Consider the following 22,905-nt stretch of genomic DNA (forward strand, 5'->3'; position numbering starts at 1 on the left):
GGGGGCGGCGGACGGTGCGGCGTGCGGTGGCTACGGTGTGCCGCGCGGTGGCTAGTAGACTTGCCAGGTCTGTCCGCCAATTGATGATCAAGGCAGGAAATGGCCACCACCAACGACCTGAAGAACGGCCTGGTACTCAACCTCGACGGAGAGCTGTGGGCCGTCGTCGAGTTCCAGCACGTCAAGCCTGGTAAGGGTGGTGCGTTCGTGCGTACCACGCTGAAGAACGTGCTGTCCGGCAAGGTGGTCGACAAGACCTTCAACGCGGGCACCAAGGTCGAGACCGCGACCGTGGACAAGCGCACGATGCAGTACCTCTACGCCGACGGCGAGGACTACGTCTTCATGGACCTGGAGACGTTCGACCAGATCACCGTCCCCGACGGGACGGTCGGCGAGGCGGCCAACTACCTGCTGCCCGAGGCCGAGGCCACCGTCGCCACCCACGAGGGTGTTCCGCTCTACATCGAGCTGCCGACCTCCGTGGTGCTGGAGATCACCTACACCGAGCCGGGCCTGCAGGGCGACCGCTCGACCGGTGGCAACAAGCCGGCGACCGTCGAGACCGGCGCGACCGTGCAGGTGCCGCTGTTCATCACCACCGGCGAGAAGATCAAGGTCGACACGCGCGACGGCCGTTACCTCGGCCGCGCCTGATGGCCGAGGGGCCCAAGCAGCAGATGCCGGCGCGTCGCAAGGCGCGCAAGCGGGCGCTGGACGTGCTCTTCGAGGCCGACCTGCGGGACCACCCGCCGGTCGAGGTGCTCGCCGGCTACCTCGGGCGCATCTCCAGGCCCCATCCCGACCACCTGGACTACGCGGTGAGCCTGGTCGAGGGCGTCGCCGGCCACCTCGACCGGATCGACGAGCTGATCGCCAGCTACGCCGAGGGCTGGACGCTGGACCGGATGCCGGTCGTCGACCGCAACCTCGCCCGGATCGCCGTGTACGAGTTGCTCTACGTCGACGAGATCGACGACGCGGTGGCGATCAGCGAGGCCGTGGAGTTGGCCCGGCAGATGTCGACCGACGACTCGCCACGGTTCCTCAACGGCATCCTCGGCCGCATCGCCGAGTACGCCACCCGCTGAGGCAGCGCCGGCTGTCGGCCGCGCCGGCTGCCGACCGACCAGCGACGCGAAGGGCCCGTGCCGTCCGGCACGGGCCCTTCGCGTCGTCGGTGTTCAGGAGGCGAAGAACGCCCGGGGGTCGGCCACGAGCACGCCGTGCTCGGTCAGCCGCTCGATCAGGCCGGACGGCGAGGCGTCGTAGACGATCGCCAGGGCGCGCAGGTCGTCGGCACGGATCGACAGCACCCGGCCGTTGTAGTCGCCGCGCTGCTGCTGGATGGCGCGGGCGTACCGGGCGACGTAGGCGAGGTCCTCGCTGGCCTCGTCGTACAGGCGCTCCAGGTCCAGCACGATCTTGCTGGTGGGCTCGTGCCGCACGCCACTGCCGTCGGGCAGCAGCTCTGAGACGGGAACCCGGTAGAAGTCGGCCAGCTCGGCCAGGCGGGACACGGTGACGGCCCGGTCGCCGCGCTCGTACGAGCCGACCACCACCGCCTTCCAGCGCCCGTTCGACTTCTCCTCCACACCCTGCAGGGACAGGCCCTGCTGCTGGCGGATGGAGCGCAGGCGGGCGCCCAGAGACTTCGCGTATTCAGAGGGCATTCGGACACTCCCAGTGCTGCTCGGGGTTCTCCCAGCGATCGCTACGGAGCGTGACGGTACGGGGATTGCGACACCTGGTCAAGTGGTCGTGACCTTCCTGTTGGTCAGCGCGGAGTGAGATGTCCCGTTTCGCCGGGCTGACCGTGGGATCAGCGGCCGACGTCGGACCGCGCCGCCACCACTGGTAACGTGGCATGAAGCCCTCCGCCGGTCGTCCGCGGCCGCCCCGGAGCATCCGACGTCCTTTAACGACCCGTCCCGTGAGGCGGGGAAGGAGGTCCGCCGTGGCCTGCCCACCGGCTGTCCCCACATCGTCGCCGCGACAACCCTCGGTGAAGATGATCCTGACCGAGGCCGACGTGCACCGCGTAGTCGACCGGATCGCCCACCAGATCCTGGAGAAGACCCAGGGTGCCGCCGACACGGTCCTGCTCGGCATCCCCACCCGGGGCGCGCCCCTGGCCAGACGCCTCGCCGCCCGGATCAGCGCCTTCGAGGGCATCGACGTACCGGTCGGTGTGCTCGACATCACGCTCTACCGCGACGACCTGCGCCGGCACGCCACCCGCGCGGTCGGCCCGACCCAGGTCCCCGCCGGTGGCATCGACGGCAGGCGGGTCGTCCTCGTCGACGACGTGCTCTTCTCCGGCCGCACCGTGCGCGCCGCCCTCGACGCGCTGAACGACGTCGGCCGGCCGTCGTCGGTGCAACTCGCCGTCCTGGTCGACCGGGGTCACCGGCAGCTGCCCATCCGCGCCGACTACGTCGGCAAGAACATCCCGACCGCGCTGGCCGAGAGCGTGAAGGTCACCCTCGCCGAGACCGACGGCGTCGACGAGGTCAAGCTCTACGGGGGAGCCACCTCATGATCCGTCACCTGCTCTCCGGCGCCGACCTGGACGCCGCCACCGCCACCCGGATCCTCGACACCGCCGCCGAGATGGCCACCGTCGCCGGCCGGGAGGTCAAGAAGCTGCCCGCGCTGCGCGGGCGCACCGTGGTCAACCTCTTCTACGAGGATTCCACCCGCACCCGGATCTCCTTCGAGGCCGCCGCGAAGCGGCTGTCCGCCGACGTGATCAACTTCTCGGCGAAGGGCTCCAGCGTCACCAAGGGGGAGAGCCTGAAGGACACGGCGCTGACCCTCCAGGCGATGGGTGCCGACGCGGTGGTCGTCCGGCACCCCGCCTCGGGTGCCCCGCACCGGCTGGCCGCCTGGGTCGACGGTTCGGTGGTCAACGCCGGTGACGGTACCCACGAACACCCCACCCAGGCGCTGCTCGACGCGTACACGATGCGGTCCCGGCTGGGCCGGCTCGCCGGCCTGTCGGTCGCGGTGGTCGGGGACGTGCTGCACTCCCGGGTGGCTCGCTCCAACGTGCTGCTGCTGTCCACCCTCGGCGCCAAGGTGACCCTGGTCGGGCCGCCCACCCTGATCCCGCTCGACGTCGTCACCGCCCTCGCGCCGGGCACCGACGTCTCCTACGACCTCGACGCGGTGCTGCCCACCTCGGACGTGGTCATGATGCTGCGGGTGCAGCGGGAGCGGATGAGCGACTCCTACTTCCCCTCGGCGCGCGAGTACGCCCGCCGCTACGGCCTCGACGGCCCGCGCATGCGCCGGCTGCCGGAGCACGCGATCGTCATGCACCCCGGCCCGATGAACCGGGGCATGGAGATCACGCCCGAGGTCGCCGACTCACCCCGCTCCACCATCGTCGAACAGGTCGCCAACGGGGTCTCCGTGCGGATGGCCGTCCTCTACCTGCTGCTCGGGGGAACAACCTGTGAGCCCGTACCTGATCACCAACGTCAGCGTCGTCGGCGCCGCGCCGACCGACCTGCTGATCCGCGACGGCGTCGTCGCGCAGACCGGCGCCGGCCTGACCGCGCCGGACGCCACCGTCGTCGACGGCACCGGGCTCGTCGCCCTGCCCGGCCTGGTCGACCTGCACACCCACCTGCGCGAGCCGGGCCGGGAGGACGCTGAGACCGTCGAGTCCGGCTCCCGGGCCGCCGCCCTGGGCGGCTACACCGCCGTCTGCGCGATGGCCAACACCTCCCCGGTCGCCGACACCGCCGGCGTGGTCGAGCAGGTCTGGCGGCTCGGCCGCGAGTCCGGTCTGGTCGACGTCCAGCCGATCGGCGCGGTCACCGTCGGCCTGGCCGGTGAGCGACTGGCCGAACTGGGCGCGATGGCCGACTCCGCCGCCCGGGTGCGGATCTTCTCCGACGACGGGCACTGCGTCGCCGACCCGAAGCTGATGCGCCGCGCCCTGGAGTACGTCAAGGCGTTCGACGGGATCATCGCCCAGCACGCCGAGGAGCCCCGGCTCACCGAGGGCGCGCAGATGCACGAGGGCGAGGTGTCGACCCGGCTGGGCCTGACCGGCTGGCCGGCGGTCGCCGAGGAGGCGATCATCGCGCGGGACGTGCTGCTCGCCGAGCACGTGGGCAGCCGCCTGCACGTCTGCCACGTGTCCACCGCCGGCAGCGTCGAGGTGCTGCGTCAGGCCAAGGCCCGGGGGGTACGCGTCACCGCCGAGGTGACCCCGCACCACCTGCTGCTCACCGACACCAGGGCGGAGACCTACGACCCGGTGTACAAGGTCAACCCGCCGCTGCGCACCGCCGCCGACGTCGCGGCGCTGCGGGCCGCCCTGGTCGACGGTGTGATCGACATCATCGCCACCGACCACGCCCCCCACGCGGTGGAGGACAAGGAGTGCGAGTGGGCGTACGCCCGACCGGGCATGCTCGGCCTGGAGACGGCGTTGTCGATCGCCCTCGACGTGCTCGGCCCCCGGTGGGACCTCATCGCCGAGCGGATGTCACGGGTGCCCGCCCTCATCGCCGGGCTGACCGAACACGGCCACGACCCCGCCCCCGGCACGCCGGCCAACCTGACCCTGGTCGACCCGTCCGTGCGGCGGGTCGTCGAACCGGCGGAACTGGCCAGCCGCAGTCGCAACACCCCGTACGCCCACATGACGCTGCCGGGTCGCATCGTGGCGACCTTCCTGCGCGGTGAGCCGACGGTCCTGGACGGAAAGGCAGTCAAGTGACCCGCAGAAGATCGGCGATCCTGGTTCTGGAGGACGGCCGGACGTTTCACGGCGAGGCGTACGGCAGCATCGGGGAGACCTTCGGTGAGGCGGTCTTCAACACCGGCATGACCGGCTACCAGGAGACCCTCACCGACCCGTCCTACCACCGCCAGGTGGTGGTGCAGACGGCCCCACACATCGGAAACACCGGCGTCAACGGCGACGACGACGAGTCCCGCCGCATGTGGGTGGCCGGCTACGTCGTCCGCGACCCCGCCCGGATCAGCTCGAACTGGCGGGCCACCGGTGGGCTGGAGGACCGGCTGGCCGCCGAGGGGGTGGTCGGCATCAGCGGGCTGGACACCCGGGCGCTGACCCGGCACCTGCGCGAGCGCGGCGCGATGCGCGTCGGCGTGTCCAGCGTCGACGACGACCCGCAGGCCCTGCTGGAGCGGGTGCGCCGCTCGCCGCAGATGGTCGGCGCCGACCTGTCCGCCGAGGTGACCACCACCGAGCCGTACGTCGTCGAGGCCGAGGGCCCGCACCGGTTCACGGTGGCGGCCCTCGACCTGGGCATCAAGCGCAACGTGCCGCGCCGGCTCGCCGCGCGCGGCGTCACCACCCACGTGCTGCCCGCCACCGCCACCATCGACGACCTGCTCGCCACCGGCGCCGACGCGGTCTTCCTCTCGCCCGGCCCGGGTGACCCGGCGACCGCCGACGCCCCGGTGGCCCTCGCGCGCGAGGTGCTCAGCCGCAGGGTGCCGCTGTTCGGCATCTGCTTCGGCAGCCAGATCCTCGGCCGGGCCCTGGGCTTCGGCACCTACAAGCTGGGGTACGGCCACCGGGGCATCAACCAGCCGGTGCTGGACCGGGTCACCGGCAAGGTCGAGGTGACCAGCCACAACCACGGCTTCGCCGTGCAGGTGCCCGGGGCCGGGCCCGGCGTGGTCGTCCCCGACCAGGTGATCGAGACCGAGTTCGGCGGCGTCCGGGTGTCGCACGTCTGCCTCAACGACAACGTGGTCGAGGGACTGCGGGCGATGGACGTGCCCGCCTTCACCGTCCAATACCACCCGGAGGCGGCGGCCGGCCCGCACGACGCGGACTACCTGTTCGACCGCTTCGCCGAGCTCATCGAGGGCCGGACGAACACCGAGGGGCGCGCGAATGCCTAAGCGGACCGATCTGAAGCACATCCTGGTCATCGGGTCCGGCCCGATCGTCATCGGCCAGGCCTGCGAGTTCGACTACTCCGGCACCCAGGCCTGCCGGGTGCTGCGCAGCGAGGGGATCCGGGTCAGCCTGGTCAACTCCAACCCGGCGACGATCATGACGGACCCGGAGTTCGCCGACGCCACCTACGTCGAACCGATCACCCCGGAGTTCGTCGAGCTGGTCATCGCGAAGGAGCGTCCCGACGCGGTGCTGCCGACCCTCGGCGGGCAGACCGCCCTGAACACGGCGGTCGCCCTGCACGCCGCCGGTGTGCTCGACAAGTACGGCGTGGAACTGATCGGCGCCAACATCGACGCGATCAACCGGGGCGAGGACCGGCAGCTGTTCAAGGACATCGTCGCCAAGGCCGGCGTACGGCTCGGCCTGGCCGACCCGTCGGGCCTGGTGCCCCGTTCCCGGGTCTGCCACTCGATGGCCGAGGTCGAGGCGACCGTCGCGGAGCTGGGCCTGCCGGTGGTGATCCGGCCGTCGTTCACCATGGGCGGTCTCGGCTCGGGCATGGCGCACACCCTGGAGGACCTGGCGCGCATCGCCGGCGCGGGGCTGGCGGCCAGCCCGGTGCACGAGGTACTCATCGAGGAGAGCGTGCTCGGCTGGAAGGAGTACGAGCTCGAACTGATGCGCGACCGCCACGACAACGTGGTGGTGGTCTGCTCGATCGAGAACGTCGACCCGATGGGCGTGCACACCGGCGACAGCGTCACCGTGGCCCCGGCCATGACGCTGACCGACCGGGAGTACCAGCGCCTGCGTGACCTGGGCATCGCGGTGCTGCGCGAGGTCGGCGTGGACACCGGCGGCTGCAACATCCAGTTCGCGGTGAACCCGGCCGACGGCCGCATCGTCGTCATCGAGATGAACCCCCGGGTGTCGCGGTCCTCGGCGCTGGCGTCGAAGGCGACCGGCTTCCCGATCGCGAAGATCGCCGCGAAGCTGGCCATCGGCTACACCCTCGACGAGATCCCCAACGACATCACCCTGAAGACCCCGGCGGCGTTCGAGCCGGCCCTCGACTACGTGGTCGTCAAGATCCCCCGGTTCGCGTTCGAGAAGTTCCCCGGCGCGGACCCGGAGCTGACCACCACGATGAAGTCGGTGGGCGAGGCGATGAGCCTCGGGCGCAACTTCACCGAGGCGCTGAACAAGGCGATGCGCTCGATGGAGACGAAGGCCGCCGGCTTCTGGACGGTGCCGGATCCGGCCGACGCGACGCGCGAGAACACCCTCGCCGCACTGCGCGTCCCGCACGACGGTCGGCTGTACACCGTCGAGCGGGCGCTGCGGTTGGGTGCCTCGATCGCCGAGGTCGCCGAGGCGTCCGGCGGGATCGACCCGTGGTTCCTCGACCAGATCGCCGCCCTGGTGGAGCTGCGCGCCGAGATCGTGGCCGCCCCGGTGCTCGACGCCGGCCTGCTGCGGCGGGCGAAGCGGGCCGGCCTGTCCGACCGGCAGCTCGCCGCGCTGCGCCCTGAGCTGGCCGCCGAGGACGGCGTCCGGACGCTGCGCCACCGGCTGGGCATCCGGCCGGTGTACAAGACGGTGGACACCTGCGCCGCCGAGTTCGAGGCCACCACGCCCTACCACTACTCGTCGTACGACGCCGAGACCGAGGTCGCCGGCTCGACCCGGCCCAAGGTGCTGATCCTGGGCTCGGGGCCGAACCGGATCGGACAGGGCATCGAGTTCGACTACTCCTGCGTGCACGCGGTGCAGGCGCTGCGGGAAGCGCCGCTCGGCACGGCCGCCGCGCCGGGCGCCGAGGGTGATGCCGGCTTCGAGACGGTGATGGTCAACTGCAACCCGGAGACCGTCTCCACCGACTACGACACCGCTGACCGGCTCTACTTCGAGCCGCTGACCTTCGAGGACGTCATCGAGGTCTGGCACGCCGAGGACACCTCCGGCCGGGCGGCCGGCGGGCCGGGCGTGGTCGGGGTGATCGTGCAACTGGGCGGGCAGACCCCGTTGGGGCTGGCCCAGCGGCTCAAGGACGCCGGGGTGCCGGTGGTGGGCACCTCCCCCGAGTCGATCCACCTGGCCGAGGAGCGCGGCGCGTTCGGGTCGGTGCTGGGCCGGGCCGGGCTGCGCGCCCCGGCGCACGGCACCGCCACCTCGTACGAGGAGGCGCGGGCGATCGCCGAGGAGATCGGCTATCCGGTGCTGGTGCGTCCGTCGTACGTGCTGGGCGGGCGCGGCATGGAGATCGTCTACGACGACCCGACGCTGCGTGACTACATCGGCCGGGCCACCGACATCTCCCCGGACCACCCCGTGCTGGTGGACAGCTTCCTCGACGACGCCATCGAGATCGACGTGGACGCGTTGTGCGACGCCGAGGGCGAGGTCTACCTGGGTGGCGTGATGGAGCACATCGAGGAGGCCGGCATCCATTCCGGCGACTCCTCCTGCGCGCTGCCGCCGATCACGCTGGCCGGTTCGCACGTGGCCCAGGTCCGTCGGTACACCGAGGCGATCGCCCGGGGCATCGGCGTGCGGGGCCTGCTCAACGTGCAGTACGCCCTGAAGGACGACGTGCTGTACGTGCTGGAGGCCAACCCGCGCGCGTCGCGGACCGTGCCGTTCGTGTCCAAGGCCACGGCCGTGCCGCTGGCCAAGGCGGCGGCCCGGATCGCACTCGGCGCGACCGTCGCGCAGCTCCGTGCCGAGGGCATGCTCCCGGCGACCGGGGACGGCGGTTCGCTGCCGCCGGGCGGCCCGATCGCGGTCAAGGAGGCGGTGCTGCCGTTCAAGCGGTTCCGCACGCCGGCCGGCAAGGGCGTGGACTCGCTGCTCGGCCCGGAGATGAAGTCCACCGGCGAGGTGATGGGCATCGACACGTCCTTCGGGCACGCCTTCGCCAAGAGCCAGTCCGCCGCGTACGGTTCGCTGCCCACCAGCGGGAAGATCTTCGTCTCGGTGGCCAACCGCGACAAGCGCGGCATGATCTTCCCGGTGAAGCGCCTGGCGGACCTGGGCTTCGAGATCGTGGCGACCAGCGGCACCGCCGAGGTGCTGCGCCGGCACGGCATCGCCTGTGAGCAGATCCGCAAGCACTACGAGGCCGGCGCGGACGACGACGCGGTGTCGCTGATCCTCGGCGGGCAGGTCGCCCTGGTGATCAACACTCCGCAGGGCTCCGGTGCCAGTGCCCGCTCCGACGGCTACGAGATCCGCAGCGCGGCGGTCACGGCGGACATCCCGTGCGTCACCACGGTGCCGGGTGCCGCGGCCGCGGTGATGGGCATCGAGGCGCGTATCCGTGGCGACATGCAGGTCCGCCCGTTGCAGGACCTGCACGCCATCCTGCGGGCCGCCCGGTGACCGGGGCCGCCCGCCGGCGGAGGTGCCGACGGTGATCTTCGAGCGGGTGGTGCGTCCGCGGCTGTTCCGCCTCGGCGGTGGGGACGCCGAGGCGGCGCACGAGTGGACGCTGCACCGGCTGGCCGCGCTGTCGCGGCGACCGGCCGCGCTCGCCGCCCTGCGGGCCCGTTACGCCGTGCGGGCTCCGCGCGAGGTGTTCGGGGTGCGGTTCCCGAACCCGGTGGGGCTGGCCGCGGGGATGGACAAGGACGGGGCGGCGTTGCCGGCCTGGCCGGCGCTGGGCTTCGGCTTCGTGGAGGTCGGCACGGTCACCGCCCATCCGCAGCCGGGTAACCCGCGCCCCCGGCTGTTCCGGTTGCCGGCCAGTGAGGCCGTGGTCAACCGGATGGGCTTCAACAACGCCGGGGCGCAGGCCCTGGCGGCCCGGCTGGCGGCCCTGCCGCGCCCGCTGGGGGTGCCGTTGGGCATCTCCCTGGGCAAGTCCAAGGTGACGCCGTTGGACGAGGCCGTCGAGGACTACCTCGCGTCGTACCGGGCGTTGCGCGGGTACGGGGACTACTTCGCCGTCAACGTCTCCTCGCCGAACACCCCGGGGCTGCGCTCGTTGCAGGACCGGACCCACCTGGACGCCCTCCTGGCGGCACTGGTGGGGGAGAAGCCGGTGCTGGTGAAGATCGCCCCGGACCTGACCGAACCGGCCGTCGCGGAGCTGCTGGAGGTGTGTCTGGCCCGGGGCGCCGCCGGGGTGATCGCCACCAACACCACGCTGGGCCGCGACGGGCTGGCCACGGCCGACCGGGGGCGCGGCGCCGAGACCGGCGGGCTGTCCGGTCGGCCGCTGACCGGCCGGGCGCGGGAGGTGGTCGCGTTCGTGCACCGCGAGACGGGCGGACGGCTGCCGGTGATCGGGGTCGGTGGGATCCTCGACCCGGACGACGCCGCACGGATGTTCGACGCGGGAGCGAGCCTGGTGCAGCTCTACACCGGCTTCATCTACCGGGGCCCGGCCCTGCCCCGGGCGGTGGCCCGCGCGGCCGCGGGTGCGGCGCCGGACCGGGTCGGGGGCCGGTGAGCGCCGCCCCCGGCGCGACACGGGGCCGGCGGGCGGTCGGCGTCCGCCGGCCCCGGTGGCGTACCCCCGCGTGGCCCCGCCCGGTCGCCGGGCCCGCGACGGCTCGGGGAAGGAGCGCCGGTGACCCCGGAACAGATCGAGTCGGCTGACGCCGCCCACGTGTGGCATCCGTACTCGGCGGTGCCGCCGGCCGTGCCGCCGTACGTGGTCGACGGGGCCGAAGGGGTGCGGCTGCGGCTGGCTGACGGCCGGGAACTGGTCGACGGCATGTCGTCGTGGTGGGCGGCGATCCACGGCTACCGGCACCCGGTGCTGGACGCGGCCGTCACCGACCAGCTCGGCCGGATGAGCCACGTGATGTTCGGCGGGCTGACCCACGAGCCCGCGGTGCGCCTGGCCCGCGCCTTGGTGGAGCTGACCCCCGACGGCCTGGAGCACGTCTTCCTGGCCGACTCCGGGTCGGTCAGCGTCGAGGTGGCGGTGAAGATGTGCCTGCAGTACCAGCGCGCCACCGGCCGGCCTGAGCGGCGCCGACTGGGCACCTGGCGGGGCGGCTACCACGGCGACACGTTCCACCCGATGAGCGTGTGCGACCCGGAGGGCGGGATGCACCACCTGTGGGGCGACGTGCTGCCCCGGCAGGTGTTCGCACCGGCCCCGCCCGCCGGGTTCGACACCCCGCCCGACGCGGCGTACGTCGCGGCGCTGGAGGCCGCCGTCGAGCGGCACGCGCACGAGCTGGCCGCGGTGATCGTCGAGCCGGTCGTGCAGGGCGCCGGCGGGATGCGCTTCCACCACCCCCACTACCTGCGGGTGCTGCGCGAGGTCACCCGGGCGCACGGCGTGCTGCTGGTGTTCGACGAGATCGCCACCGGGTTCGGTCGCACCGGCACGATGTTCGCCGCCGAGCACGCCGGGGTCGCCCCGGACGTGATGTGCGTCGGGAAGGCGCTCACCGGCGGCTACCTCACCCTCGCCGCGGCGTTGTGCACCGCGGAGGTCGCCCGGGGGATCTCCGCCGACGGCGTCCTGGCGCACGGGCCGACCTTCATGGGCAACCCGCTCGCCTGCGCGGTCGCCAACGCCTCCCTGGGGCTGCTGGCGGTCGGGGACTGGCCCGGGGACGTGCGGCGGATCGAAGCGGGCCTGCGGGCTGGTCTGGAGCCGCTGCGCGGGGCTCCCGGGGTGCGGGACGTGCGGGTGCTCGGCGCGATCGGTGTGGTGCAGCTGGACCACGAGGTGGACCTCCCGGCGGCCACGGCCGCAGCGGTGGCGCACGGGGTCTGGCTGCGCCCGTTCCGCGACCTGGTCTACACGATGCCGCCGTACGTCACCGACGACGCCGACCTGGCGCGCATCGCCGCGGGCGTCACGGCCGCCGTCGGGGCCGGCTGACGCCCGGGGCGGCCCCGGCCACGGGCGGCGACCGCCGTTCCGTCAGACAGAGAGAGGCACTGCGATGGAGAGCTTCGGCGCCCGGCTGCACCGGACCGTGACCGAACGGGGTCCGCTCTGCGTGGGCATCGACCCGCATCCGGGGTTGCTGGCCCGCTGGGGGCTCGACGACGACGTCGACGGGCTGGAGCGGTTCGCCCGGACGGTGGTGGAGGCCCTCGGGGACCAGGTCGCCGTGATCAAGCCCCAGTCGGCGTTCTTCGAACGGTACGGCTCCCGAGGAGTGGCCGTTCTTGAGTCAATTATCCGACAGTTGCGAGATCAGGGCGCTCTCGTCCTGCTCGACGTCAAGCGCGGCGACATCGGATCGACCGTCCGGGCGTACGCCTCGGCCTACCTCGACCCATCCAGCTCCCTGTATGTCGACGCGGTGACCGCGAGCCCGTATCTGGGCGTGGGGTCGCTCGCCCCGATGTTCGAACTGGCGGCCGAGCACGGCGGCGGGGTGTTCGTGCTGGCGCTGACCTCCAACCCCGAGGGCGCCGCCGTGCAGCGGGCGCACGGGGCGGACGGACGCACTGTCGCGCAGACGGTCATCGACGAGATTGCGCAGCTCAACGCGGGTGCCGATCCGCTCGGCAGCATGGGCCTGGTGGTCGGGGCGACCATCGGCGAGACCGGGCACGACCTGTCCGCCGTCAACGGTCCGCTGCTCGCTCCCGGGCTCGGCGCACAGGGTGCCACCGCGGCCGACCTTCGGGTGGTGTTCGGCTCCAGCCTGCCGTCCGTGCTGCCCTCGTACTCCCGGGAGATCCTCTCCGCGGGCCCCGACCCGCAGGCCCTGCGGGCCGCCGCCCACCGCGCGGCGGGCGAGTGCCGGGCCGTTCTCGGCGGTTCCTCCTGACTGATTGCTCGGTCACTTTGTGGTGATCATCGCGCGTCCACGTTGCCGAAATCTCCGTCTACCGCTAGTTTTCCCCGCGCTGGGAACCCCTTGGTTCACAGCGACACCACGTTTCACAGATGCGGCGGTGCGTCCCGCCCGTCGCGATAGGGACCTGAGGAGAACTGGTGCCGCTCCCGTCACTGACCCCCGAGCAGCGCGCAGCCGCGCTGGAGAAGGCTGCGGAGATCCGCAAAGCCCGTGCCGAGCTGAAGGAGCAGCTCAAGCAGGGCAAGACCACCCTCGGAGCCGTCCTCGAGCGGGCCGAGTCCGATGATGTCGTCGGCAAGCTCAAGGTGTCCGCCGTGCTGCAGGCGATGCCGGGTATCGGCAAGATCCGGGCCACCCAGATCATGGAGAAGCTCAAGATCGCCGACAGCCGTCGCCTGCGTGGCCTCGGTGAGCAGCAGCGCAAGGCCCTGCTTGGGGAGTTCGCCGCCAACTGAGGTCGGCAGCGTGTAGAAACAAGCAGTGAGCTTGGATGACGAGGCGCGCCCGGCGGCTCGGCTCACTGTCCTGGCCGGTGCCTCCGGTGCCGGCACGGAGAGTGTCGTCGAGTTGGTCCGGGCGCGTTCTCCGTCGGTGTGGACGTCCGTGCCGGTGACCACCCGGCCCCGGCGACCGCACGAGGTGGACGGGGTGCACCGGCACTTCCTCACCCCGGTCGAGTTCGACCGCCGGCTGGCCGCTGGCGAGCTGTTGGAGTGGAGCCGCCTCGGCACCCACCGACGGGGCACCCCCGTCGGGCCGCTGCGGGAGCGGCTCCGCGTCGCGCAGCCCGTCCTGTTGCCGCTGGACCTCACCGGGGCGCTGCTGGTGCGGGCCGCCCTGCCGAACGCCTGTCTGGTGCTGCTGCACCCGCCCGGCCGGATCCCCCGGGCGGCTCGGGACGCGGGCTTCGACCACGCCGTGCCGCACGACCTCACCGAGCGGGCCGCGGCGGAGCTGATAGGCTTTCTCGGTTCTTCCTTTCTGGCTCCGGCCCGACCGCGTCCGCGCGGTTGAGCGCCAGCACCGCGTTCACGCGGTCCGTGCGAAAGACGCAGAGGTTAATTCGTGGGATCCATCGCCAACCCCGAAGGCATCACCAACCCGCCGATCGACGAGCTCCTCGAGAAGACGACGTCGAAGTACGCGCTGGTCATCTTCGCCGCCAAGCGGGCGCGTCAGGTCAACGCCTACTACAGCCAGCTCGGTGAGGGCCTGCTGGAGTACGTCGGCCCGCTGGTCGAGACCACCCCGCAGGAGAAGCCGCTCTCCATCGCCATGCGCGAGATCAACGCGGGTCTGCTCACCGCCGAGCCGACCGACCAGCCGTAGTCCCCGCCCCCGATGCCCGCCCGGATCGTCCTCGGCGTCGGTGGTGGCATCGCCGCCTACAAGGCGTGTGAACTGGTTCGGCTGTTCACCGAGTCGGGCCACCAGGTCAGGGTGGTGCCGACCGCGTCGGCGCTGCGGTTCGTCGGCGCGCCGACCTGGGCCGCGCTGTCGGGCCAGCCGGTCGCCGACGACGTCTGGGCCGACGTGCACGAGGTTCCGCACGTACGGCTCGGCCAGCAGGCCGACCTCGTGGTGGTCGCGCCGGCCACCGCCGACCTGCTCGCCAGGGCCGCCCACGGTCTCGCCGACGACCTGCTCACCAACACGTTGCTGACCGCCCGTTGCCCGGTGCTGCTGGCTCCGGCGATGCACACGGAGATGTGGGAGCACCCGGCGACGGCCGCGAACGTCGCCACGCTGCGCGCCCGCGGGGTCCGGGTGGTCGAGCCCGCGGTCGGCCGGCTCACCGGCGCCGACACGGGTAAGGGACGACTGCCCGACCCCGCCGAGATCTTCGCCGTGGCCCGCCGGGCGCTCAGCCGTGGCCCTGCCGCCCCCGCCGACCTGACCGGTCGGCACGTGGTGGTCACCGCTGGCGGCACCCGCGAACCGCTGGACCCGGTGCGGTTCCTCGGCAACCGGTCCTCCGGCAAGCAGGGCTACGCCTTCGCCCGCACGGCCGTGGCCCGTGGGGCCCGGGTGACCCTGGTGTCGGCCAACGTGTCGCTGGCCGACCCGGCCGGGGTCGACGTGGTCCGCGTCGGCACGACCGAGGAACTGCGGGCCGCGACCCTGCGGGCGGCCGACGACGCCGATGTCGTGGTGATGGCGGCGGCGCCCGCGGACTTCCGTCCCGCGACCTACGCGACCGGCAAGATCAAGAAGTCGGACGACGGCAGCGCACCCACCGTGGCGCTGGTCACCAACCCCGACATCGCCGCCGAACTCGGCCGGCGGCGCCGCCCGGAACAGCTGCTCGTGATCTTCGCCGCGGAGACGGGCGACGCCGAGGCCAACGGCCGGGCGAAGCTGGTCCGCAAGCGTGCGGACCTGGTCGTCGTCAACGAGGTCGGCGCCGACCGGGTCTTCGGGGCCGACACCAACGCCGCCACCGTCATCGGCGCGGACGGCACGGTCGCCCACCTGCCCGAACGGTCCAAGGAAGACCTTGCCGACGGGGTCTGGGACCTCGTGGTGTCCCGGCTGACGACCCCCTCCTGACGGGTGGACCGTGTCTCGACCGTCGCACTGGGTTCAGCCGGAAGTGACTACACTGCCGCCGAACGACTTTCCGAAAACTTAGGAGTGCCGTGACACGCCGCCTCTTCACGTCCGAATCGGTGACGGAGGGCCACCCGGACAAGATCGCCGACCAGATCAGCGACGGCATCCTGGACGCCCTGCTGTCGGAGGATCCGCACAGCCGGGTTGCTGTCGAAACGTTGATCACCACGGGTCAGGTACATGTGGCCGGTGAGGTCACCACCAAGGCGTACGCCGACATCCCGACGATCGTGCGGGACACGATCCTGGGCATCGGCTACGACTCGTCGAAGAAGGGATTCGACGGCGCCTCGTGTGGCGTGAGTGTCTCCATCGGCGCGCAGTCGCCGGACATCGCGCAGGGTGTCGACAACGCCTTCGAGTTGCGCACGGGCGCGTCGGAGAGCGCGTTGGACGCGCAGGGCGCGGGCGACCAGGGCATGATGTTCGGGTTCGCCTGCTCGGAGACGCCCGAGCTGATGCCGCTGCCGATCGCGCTGGCGCACCGGTTGGCGCTCCGGTTGTCGGCGGTCCGCAAGGACGGCACCGTCCCCTACCTGCGGCCCGACGGCAAGACCCAGGTGACCATCGAGTACGAGGGGCTGCGCCCGGTTCGGTTGAACACGGTGGTGGTGTCCAGCCAGCACGCGGCGGACATCTCGCTGGAGTCGCTGCTGACCCCGGACGTGCGTGACCACGTCATCGCCCCCGAGCTGGAGAACCTCGGCCTGGACACCGAGGGGTACCGCCTGCTGGTGAACCCGACGGGCCGGTTCGAGATCGGTGGCCCGATGGGTGACGCGGGCCTGACGGGCCGGAAGATCATCGTGGACACCTACGGCGGGTACGCGCGGCACGGTGGTGGGGCGTTCTCGGGCAAGGACCCGTCGAAGGTCGACCGGTCGGCGGCGTACGCGATGCGGTGGGTGGCGAAGAACGTGGTCGCCGCCGGCCTGGCGGAGCGGTGTGAGGCGCAGGTCGCCTACGCGATCGGCAAGGCGCACCCGGTGAGCCTGTTCATCGAGACGTTCGGCACGGAGACGGTGCCGGTGGCGTCGATCGAGAAGGCGGTGTCGGAGGTGTTCGACCTGCGACCGGCCGCGATCATCCGGGATCTGCACCTGTTGCGCCCGATCTACCGGCAGACCGCGGCCTACGGACACTTCGGCCGGGAGTTGCCGGAGCTGACCTGGGAGAACACCGACCGGGCCGCCGACCTCAAGTCGGTCGCGGGAGCCTGACCGGCACCAGGCGAGGCGACCGGCGACCCGCTGACGGGTCGCCGGTCGCTCGCGTCTGCGTGGACGTCCCGCTGGCCCACCTGGACCGGCCCTTCGACTACCTGGTGCCGGCGACGCTCGACGACGAGGCGACGCCGGGCGTGCGGGTGAAGGTGCGCTTCGCCGGCCAACTGGTCGACGGCTGGCTGCTGGAGCGCGTCGACGGGTCCGACCACCCCCGGCTGGCGTACCTGGAGAAGGTGGTGTCCCCCGTCCCGGTGCTCGCCCCGGAGGTGGCCCGGTTGGCCCGGGCGGTCGCCGACCGGTACGCGGGCAGTCTCGCCGACGTGCTGCGGCTGGCCGTCCCGCCGCGGCACGCCCGCGTCGAGAAGGAACCCACCTCCGACCCCGAACCCGCCGCCTCCGTCGCCGTCGGGCGCGGTCGGGTCGACGTGGAGGGGTGGGAGGACTACCCGACCGGGCCGGCCCTGCTGCGGGCGCTTGTCGACGGGCGGGCCCCCCGCGCGGTCTGGTCGGCACTGCCGGGGGAGGACTGGGCGGCACGGTACGCGACCGCCGTGGCCGCCGCCGTGGCCGGCGGGCGCGGCGCGCTGGTCGTCGTCGCCGACGGCCGCGACCTGGACCGGCTCGACGCGGCCCTGACCGTCACCCTCGGACCGGACCGGCACGTCTGCCTGTCCGCCGCGCTGGGGCCCGCGCGGCGCTACCGGGCGTTCCTCGCCGCCCGGCGCGGCGACGTGCCGGTGGTGATCGGCACCCGGGCGGCCATGTTCGCCCCCGTCGCGCGGCTCGGCCTGGTGGCCATCTGGGACGACGGGGACGACCTGCACGCCGAACCCCGGGCCCCCTACCCGCACGCCCGCGAGGTGCTGCTCACCCGCGCCCAGCTCGGCGACGCGGCGGCCCTCGTCGGCGGGTACACCCGCACCGCCGAGGCACACCTGCTGGTGGAGACGGGTTGGGCCCGTGAGGTGGTGGCCGACCGGGCGGTGCTGCGGGCGCGTACCCCCGCCGTCGCCCCGACCGGCGACGATCCGCAACTGGCCCGGGATCCGGGTGCGGCGACGGCCCGGCTGCCCAGCCTGGCCTGGACGGCCGCCCGGGAGGCGCTGCGGGCCGACCTGCCGGTGCTGGTGCAGGTGCCCCGCCGGGGCTACCTGCCCTCCACGGCGTGTGCCGACTGCCGGACGCCCGCCCGGTGCCCGCACTGCGCCGGCCCCCTGGCGCTGCCGTCGGCGGGGGGTGCGCCGATCTGCCGGTGGTGCGGCCGGGTGGCCGCCGCGTACGCCTGCCCGCAGTGCGGCGGGCGGCGGCTGCGCGCCTCCGTCACCGGTGCCCGCCGAACGGCCGAGGAGTTGGGTCGCGCCTTCCCGGGGGTGCCCGTGCGGACCTCCGGCCGAGAGGAGGTCCTGGCGGCCGTGCCGGCGGGCGCGGGCCTGGTGGTCGCCACGCCCGGCGCCGAGCCGGTCGCGGAGTCCGGCTACGGCGCGGTGCTGCTGCTGGACACGTGGGCGCTGCTCACCCGGGCCGACCTGCGGGCCGGTGAGGAGGCGCTGCGCCGCTGGCTGGCCGCCGCCGCGCTGGCCCGGCCCGCCTCGGCGGGAGGCCGGGTCGTGGTGGTCGCCGACGGCGGACTCGCCCCGGTGCAGGCACTGCTGCGCTGGGACGCCCCGTGGTTCGCGGCCCGTGAGCTGGCGGAGCGCCGTGAGCTGGGGTTCCCCCCGGCGGTGCGGATGGCCAGCGTGACCGGGGCACCGGCGGCGGTGGCCGATCTGCTGGCCGGGGCCCGGCTGCCCGACGGCGCGGAGGTGCTCGGCCCGGTGCCGGCCGACGGTGAGCGGGAACGGATGCTGGTGCGGGTTCCCCGGGGGCGGGCCGCGGAACTGGCCGGGGCGCTGCGCGCGGCGGCGGCGGCCCGCAGCGCCCGCAAGGCCGCCGACCCGGTCCGCCTTCAGGTCGACCCGCTCGCCCTGTTCTGACTGCCGCCGTGGCGGGTCGCCGTAGCGGTGGCACGCCCGGTGAGGTGGGTGTCACCGGCCGTTGACGTGCCGGCCGCGTCGGGAATGGCGGCGACGCGGAGGTGATAGCATCGCCCGTCAAGCCGGGCGCACGGACTGCGCGACGAGGGCGGGGAAGCGTCGGTGCGGCGCGATGTCGATGATGTCAATCAGCCGGTGATCAGGGGTGGACCAGTCGTGACCGACCGTCAATCGATCGTCTTCAACGGCGACCTCGGCAGCGGCAAGAGCACGGTGTCGGTGGAGATCGCCGAGCGGCTCGGACTGCGCCGCGTCAGCGTGGGTGACCTCTACCGGCAGATGGCGCAGGAACGGCAGATGACCGCCCTGCAGCTCAACCTGCACGCCGAGCTCGACCAGGCCGTCGACGGGTACGTCGACCAGCTCCAGCGCGACATCGCCGCCTCCGGCGAGCGCCTGGTCATGGACTCTCGCCTGGCCTGGCACTTCTTCACCGACGCGCTCAAGGTGCACATGATCACCGAGCCCGGCGAGGCGGCCCGCCGGGTGCTGCTGCGCCCCTCGGGCCCGGCCGAGAGCTACACCTCGCTGGAGGAGGCGAAGGCCAGGCTCCGGGAGCGCAGCGAGAGCGAGCGCGGCCGGTTCATCATCCGCTACGGCGTCGACAAGGCCCGGCTGCGCAACTACGACCTCGTCTGCGACACCACCCGGGCGAACCCCGAAGAGGTGATCACGCACATCATCGACGCGTACGAGGGCCGCCTCGGCGCGGAGGTGCTGCGTGACGGCCCGCCGCTGCTGCTGCTCGATCCCGCCCGCGTCTACCCGACCGAGGACGTGGCGACCCTGCGCGGCCTGTGGGAGTCGGACTTCGTGGGCGAGGTCGCCGCCGCCGGCGACGAGGCACTGGAACCGCTGCGGATCGGCTACACCGGCGAGTACTTCTTCGTCGTCGACGGCCACCGCCGGCTGAGCGCGGCGCTGCGCAGCGGGTTCCGGCTGGTGCCGGGCCTGCTGGTCGCGGAGGTCGACGAGCCGGTGGTCGGCGGGATCAGCGCGGTCGACTACTTCGCCCGCCAGGCCAGCCCGAGCGTGATCCACGACTGGGAGGCCGCCCACGGGATCGACCTGCCGCTGCCGGCGCACACCCTGCTCGGCGGCGACGCGGTGCTGGCCGGGGAGCCCGGCGCGACGGCCTGACCCGGCGGCTGTCCTTCCGTCCCCGCCCGGCACCCCATCCACGACCGGTCCCGGGCCGGTACGCCGGCCCAGGTGTCCGGGGGCACTCCGTAGACTGGAACGGCCCAGCTCGTTTCGATCGAAGGAGCCACCCCGCGTGACCGTTCAGCCCATCCGTCTGTTCGGCGATCCGGTGCTGCGCACGCCGGCCGACCCGGTGGTCGACTTCGACGTCGAGCTGCGCAAGCTCGTCGCCGACCTGACCGACACGATGCGCGAGCAGAACGGTGCCGGCCTGGCCGCGCCGCAGCTCGGCGTGGGCCTGCGGGTGTTCACCTTCGACGTCGACGACGTGCTCGGCCACCTGGTGAACCCGGTGCTGGAGTTCCCCGACGAGGAGGAACAGGACGGCCCGGAGGGCTGCCTGTCCATCCCCGGGCTCTACTTCGACACCAAGCGACGGCAGAACGTGGTCGCCAAGGGGTTCAACGGCTACGGCGACCCGGTGCAGATCGTCGGCACCGGCTTGATGGCCCGCTGCGTGCAGCACGAGACCGACCACCTCGACGGGGTGCTCTTCGTCGACCGGCTCGACCCGGCCGGCCGCAAGGAGGCCATGAAGGCGATCCGCCAGGCGGAGTGGTACGACGACGCCGCCCCACCGACGGTGAAGGTGAGCCCGCACTCCGTCGGCAGTCCCTTCGGGCTGGGTGGGTGAGCCGCCGGTGCGTGTGATCTTCGCCGGTACGCCGGCCGTCGCCGTCCCCGCCCTCGCGGCGGTCGCCGCCTCCCGCCACGAACTCGTGGCCGTGGTGACCCGGCCGGACGCCCCCGCCGGGCGTGGCCGGGGGCTGTCCCGCTCACCGGTCGGCGCGTGGGCCGACGAGCACGGCGTGGAGGTGCTCACCCCCGCCCGCCCTCGGGAGCCGGAGTTCCTCGACCGGCTGCGCGAGCTGGCCCCCGACTGTGTGCCCGTGGTCGCGTACGGGGCGCTGGTGCCGCCGGTCGCCCTGGCGATCCCCCGGCACGGCTGGATCAACCTGCACTTCTCGCTGCTGCCCGCCTGGCGGGGTGCCGCGCCCGTGCAGCATGCGGTGCTGCACGGCGACGAGCTCACCGGGGCCAGCGTCTTCCAGCTGGAGGAGGGCCTGGACACCGGGCCCGTGTACGGCACCCTGACCGACGCGATCCGTCCCACCGACACCTCCGGAGACCTGCTGGACCGGCTGGCCGACTCGGGGGCCGGGCTGCTGGTGGCGGTCCTCGACGCGATCGAGGCCGGCACCGCCCGGGCCGAGCCGCAGCCCGCCGACGGGGTGTCCCTCGCGCCGAAGCTGACCGTGGACGACGCCCGGGTGCGCTGGAGCGAACCCGCCTTCGCGGTGGACCGCCGGGTCCGGGCCTGCACCCCGGCTCCCGGTGCCTGGACGACCTTCCGGGGCGACCGGGTCAAGCTCGGCCCGCTGACCCCCGTCGACGACGACGCCGGCCTCAAGCCCGGCGAGCTGCGGGTCGAGAAGGCGCAGGTGCTGGCCGGAACGGCCACCGGTCCGGTCCGGCTCGGCGAGGTGCGCGCCGCCGGCAAGAAGGCGATGCCGGCGACCGACTGGGCGCGGGGCGTCCGCGTCGCGGGCGGGGAGCAGTTCGCGTGACGGGCCGCGACGACAGGCCCGCCGGTGGTGTGCGCGGCGAACGGCCCGTCGGGGAGCGTCACGGATTCCGACCCGCCGACGCGTCGTCAGCCGGGCGTCCGGGTGGCCGACCCGCCGGGGGCGACCGGTTCGGCCGGGGCGAGCGGCCCACGGGCGACCGGCGCGGCGAGCGTACGCCCCGGGGCGGCCCGCGGCGCCCCGCCGTCGACCTGCCCCGGTACGCGGCGTACCAGGCGGTCGCGGCGGTGCACCGCGACGACGCGTACGCCAACCTGGTGCTCCCGTCGATCCTGCGGGAGGAGGGACTGGTCGGTCGGGACGCGGCGTTCGCCACCGAGCTGACCTACGGCACCCTGCGTCATCTGGGCACCCTCGACGCGATCCTGACCGCTGCCGCCGGGCGCGACGTGCAACGCATCGACCCGCCGGTACGCGACGCGTTGCGGATCGGGGCCTACCAGCTGCTGCACACGCGGGTGCCCGCGCACGCGGCGGTCTCCTCGACGGTCGACCTGGTGCGAACCGTGGGGCCGGGCGCGACCGGCTTCGCCAACGCGGTGCTGCGCGAGGTGGCCGGCCGGGACTCCGAGGCCTGGGTGGCGCACCTCGCCCCGCCGATGGAGACCGACCCGACGGGGCACCTGGCCCTGGCGTACAGCCATCCGCAGTGGATCGTCCGGTCGTTCACCGAGGCGCTCGGCGGTGACCTGGGCGAGACCACCCGCCTGCTGATCGAGAACAACGAGCGCCCCCCGGTGCACCTGTGCGCCCGACCGGGGCTGGCCGATGCCGTGGAGCTGGCCGACGAGGTCGGTGGCGTACCCGGGGCGTTCTCGCCGTACGCCGTCTACCTGGCCGGGGGTGCGCCCGGTGACCTCCCGGCCCTGGCCGAGGGCCGCGCCCACGTGCAGGACGAGGGTTCCCAACTCGTCGCCGACGCGCTCGCCGCGGCCCCCGTCGAGGGTCCGGACGGGAGCTGGCTCGACCTGTGTGCGGGGCCCGGCGGCAAGTCCGGTCTGCTCGGTGCTCTCGCCGCGCGGCGCGGCGCCCGGCTGACCGCCGTCGAGGTGGCCGAGCACCGGGCCCGCCTGGTGGAGCAGGCCACCCGGGGGCTGCCGGTGACCGTGCTGAACACCGACGGCCGCAGTGTCGGCCGGGATCCGTCGCTGCCGGAGGCGCACTTCGACCGGGTGCTGGTCGACGCCCCGTGCACCGGTCTGGGTTCGCTGCGGCGCAGGCCCGAGTCGCGTTGGCGGCGGCAGCCGTCGGATCTGCCGCCACTGACCCGGTTGCAGCGCGAACTGCTCGCCGCCGCGTTGCGGGCGGTCCGCCCGGGTGGTGTCGTGGCCTACGTGACGTGCTCGCCACACACGGTGGAGACCCATGTGACGGTGACCGAGGCGGCCCGCCGCTGCGGGGTGCCGGTGGACTTCGTCGACGCCCGCCCGCTGCTGCCGGCGGGTATGCCGGGGCTGGGTGACGGGCCGACGGTGCAGTTGTGGCCGCACCGGCACGGCACCGACGCGATGTTCCTGGCGGTCCTGCGCCGAACCTGAGTCGACGTGCGGTGCGGGCCGCCGG

At 73.3% G+C, this 22,905-nt stretch carries 20 protein-coding genes and 1 pseudogene; 20 read left to right on the top strand and 1 reads right to left on the bottom strand.

All coding sequences use genetic code 11. The annotated features are described in order from the left end of the window. Positions 1-99 precede the first annotated feature (99 nt). Together efp and nusB are read left to right on the top strand one after the other, a co-directional pair. A complete protein-coding gene (gene efp / locus GA0070616_RS23540; RefSeq protein ID WP_091087400.1) occupies positions 100-657 on the top strand; it encodes an elongation factor P in 558 nt (185 codons plus the stop codon). Positions 658-680: 23 nt separating this feature from the next. Continuing rightward, a complete protein-coding gene (gene nusB, locus GA0070616_RS23545) occupies positions 681-1,091 on the top strand; it encodes a transcription antitermination factor NusB (RefSeq protein ID WP_175440296.1) in 411 nt (136 codons plus the stop codon). 93 nt (positions 1,092-1,184) lie between these two features. Here nusB and bldD read toward each other — a convergent pair whose 3' ends face one another. After that, positions 1,185-1,673 carry a transcriptional regulator BldD gene (gene bldD, locus GA0070616_RS23550; RefSeq protein ID WP_013285505.1) on the bottom strand — a complete coding sequence of 163 codons (489 nt, stop codon included), beginning with the start codon at positions 1,671-1,673 and terminating at the stop codon, positions 1,185-1,187. A 284-nt stretch (positions 1,674-1,957) separates the two neighbouring features. Here bldD and pyrR point away from each other — a divergent pair, with 284 nt between their 5' ends. The 18 genes and pseudogenes from pyrR to GA0070616_RS23640 all read left to right on the top strand — a co-directional run bounded on the left by pyrR (position 1,958) and on the right by GA0070616_RS23640 (position 22,880). Beyond that, positions 1,958-2,542, top strand: a complete 585-nt coding sequence (gene pyrR / locus GA0070616_RS23555) for a bifunctional pyr operon transcriptional regulator/uracil phosphoribosyltransferase PyrR (protein WP_091087408.1) — start codon at positions 1,958-1,960, stop codon at positions 2,540-2,542. Continuing rightward, positions 2,539-3,453, top strand: a pseudogene (locus tag GA0070616_RS23560) (aspartate carbamoyltransferase catalytic subunit); the annotation flags it as partial. The gene pyrR and the pseudogene GA0070616_RS23560, both read left to right, overlap by 4 nt. A gap of 7 nt (positions 3,454-3,460) precedes the next feature. Next, positions 3,461-4,738: a dihydroorotase gene (locus GA0070616_RS23565; protein ID WP_091087411.1), complete on the top strand. Its 1,278-nt coding sequence runs from the start codon at positions 3,461-3,463 to the stop codon at positions 4,736-4,738. Further along, the gene (gene carA, locus GA0070616_RS23570) at positions 4,735-5,898 is read left to right on the top strand and encodes a glutamine-hydrolyzing carbamoyl-phosphate synthase small subunit (protein WP_091087414.1); all 1,164 of its coding nucleotides are present in this window, start codon (positions 4,735-4,737) and stop codon (positions 5,896-5,898) included. Before GA0070616_RS23565 ends, carA begins: the two co-directional genes overlap by 4 nt. Next, positions 5,891-9,280 (top strand): carbamoyl-phosphate synthase large subunit, encoded by a 3,390-nt coding sequence (carB, locus tag GA0070616_RS23575; protein WP_091087418.1) that lies wholly within the window; start codon positions 5,891-5,893, stop codon positions 9,278-9,280. The genes carA and carB overlap by 8 nt, the downstream gene beginning before the upstream one ends. A gap of 31 nt (positions 9,281-9,311) precedes the next feature. Continuing rightward, positions 9,312-10,352, top strand: a complete 1,041-nt coding sequence (locus GA0070616_RS23580) for a quinone-dependent dihydroorotate dehydrogenase (RefSeq protein WP_091091471.1) — start codon at positions 9,312-9,314, stop codon at positions 10,350-10,352. Between the two features lie 120 nt (positions 10,353-10,472). Further along, positions 10,473-11,747 (top strand): adenosylmethionine--8-amino-7-oxononanoate transaminase, encoded by a 1,275-nt coding sequence (locus GA0070616_RS23585; protein ID WP_091087421.1) that lies wholly within the window; start codon positions 10,473-10,475, stop codon positions 11,745-11,747. Positions 11,748-11,811: 64 nt separating this feature from the next. Then, positions 11,812-12,651 (top strand): orotidine-5'-phosphate decarboxylase, encoded by an 840-nt coding sequence (gene pyrF, locus GA0070616_RS23590; RefSeq protein ID WP_091087425.1) that lies wholly within the window; start codon positions 11,812-11,814, stop codon positions 12,649-12,651. 167 nt (positions 12,652-12,818) lie between these two features. Continuing rightward, positions 12,819-13,136 carry an integration host factor, actinobacterial type gene (mihF, locus tag GA0070616_RS23595; RefSeq protein ID WP_007458370.1) on the top strand — a complete coding sequence of 106 codons (318 nt, stop codon included), beginning with the start codon at positions 12,819-12,821 and terminating at the stop codon, positions 13,134-13,136. A gap of 25 nt (positions 13,137-13,161) precedes the next feature. Beyond that, positions 13,162-13,695 (top strand): nucleoside/nucleotide kinase family protein, encoded by a 534-nt coding sequence (locus GA0070616_RS23600; protein WP_091087428.1) that lies wholly within the window; start codon positions 13,162-13,164, stop codon positions 13,693-13,695. Positions 13,696-13,746: 51 nt separating this feature from the next. After that, a complete protein-coding gene (rpoZ, locus tag GA0070616_RS23605; protein ID WP_007075826.1) occupies positions 13,747-14,010 on the top strand; it encodes a DNA-directed RNA polymerase subunit omega in 264 nt (87 codons plus the stop codon). Positions 14,011-14,022: 12 nt separating this feature from the next. Further along, positions 14,023-15,231: a bifunctional phosphopantothenoylcysteine decarboxylase/phosphopantothenate--cysteine ligase CoaBC gene (coaBC, locus tag GA0070616_RS23610; RefSeq protein ID WP_091087432.1), complete on the top strand. Its 1,209-nt coding sequence runs from the start codon at positions 14,023-14,025 to the stop codon at positions 15,229-15,231. Positions 15,232-15,320: 89 nt separating this feature from the next. Continuing rightward, complete coding sequence (metK, locus tag GA0070616_RS23615) at positions 15,321-16,514, top strand: methionine adenosyltransferase (protein ID WP_091087436.1); 1,194 nt, start codon at positions 15,321-15,323, stop codon at positions 16,512-16,514. Continuing rightward, positions 16,511-18,493 carry a primosomal protein N' gene (locus GA0070616_RS23620; RefSeq protein WP_091087440.1) on the top strand — a complete coding sequence of 661 codons (1,983 nt, stop codon included), beginning with the start codon at positions 16,511-16,513 and terminating at the stop codon, positions 18,491-18,493. Before metK ends, GA0070616_RS23620 begins: the two co-directional genes overlap by 4 nt. 216 nt (positions 18,494-18,709) lie before the next feature. Then, complete coding sequence (locus GA0070616_RS23625; RefSeq protein WP_091087442.1) at positions 18,710-19,693, top strand: AAA family ATPase; 984 nt, start codon at positions 18,710-18,712, stop codon at positions 19,691-19,693. A 136-nt stretch (positions 19,694-19,829) separates the two neighbouring features. Then, positions 19,830-20,390, top strand: coding sequence for a peptide deformylase (def, locus tag GA0070616_RS23630; protein ID WP_091087445.1), 561 nt, complete (start codon positions 19,830-19,832; stop codon positions 20,388-20,390). Positions 20,391-20,397: 7 nt separating this feature from the next. Further along, complete coding sequence (gene fmt, locus GA0070616_RS23635) at positions 20,398-21,324, top strand: methionyl-tRNA formyltransferase (protein WP_091091474.1); 927 nt, start codon at positions 20,398-20,400, stop codon at positions 21,322-21,324. After that, the gene (locus GA0070616_RS23640) at positions 21,321-22,880 is read left to right on the top strand and encodes an RsmB/NOP family class I SAM-dependent RNA methyltransferase (protein WP_245712867.1); all 1,560 of its coding nucleotides are present in this window, start codon (positions 21,321-21,323) and stop codon (positions 22,878-22,880) included. Before fmt ends, GA0070616_RS23640 begins: the two co-directional genes overlap by 4 nt. Positions 22,881-22,905: the final 25 nt, after the last annotated feature.

Origin of the sequence: Micromonospora nigra, assembly GCF_900091585.1 — a bacterium.
In the GTDB taxonomy this organism is placed as follows: domain Bacteria; phylum Actinomycetota; class Actinomycetes; order Mycobacteriales; family Micromonosporaceae; genus Micromonospora; species Micromonospora nigra.

Coding starts and splice junctions, on each gene's coding strand:
- carB (WP_091087418.1), top strand. CDS start 5,891: ATGCCTAAGCGGACCGATCTGAAGCACATCCTGGTCATCGGGTCCGGC.
- efp (WP_091087400.1), top strand. CDS start 100: ATGGCCACCACCAACGACCTGAAGAACGGCCTGGTACTCAACCTCGAC.
- pyrF (WP_091087425.1), top strand. CDS start 11,812: ATGGAGAGCTTCGGCGCCCGGCTGCACCGGACCGTGACCGAACGGGGT.
- nusB (WP_175440296.1), top strand. CDS start 681: ATGCCGGCGCGTCGCAAGGCGCGCAAGCGGGCGCTGGACGTGCTCTTC.
- bldD (WP_013285505.1), bottom strand. CDS start 1,673: ATGCCCTCTGAATACGCGAAGTCTCTGGGCGCCCGCCTGCGCTCCATC.
- coaBC (WP_091087432.1), top strand. CDS start 14,023: ATGCCCGCCCGGATCGTCCTCGGCGTCGGTGGTGGCATCGCCGCCTAC.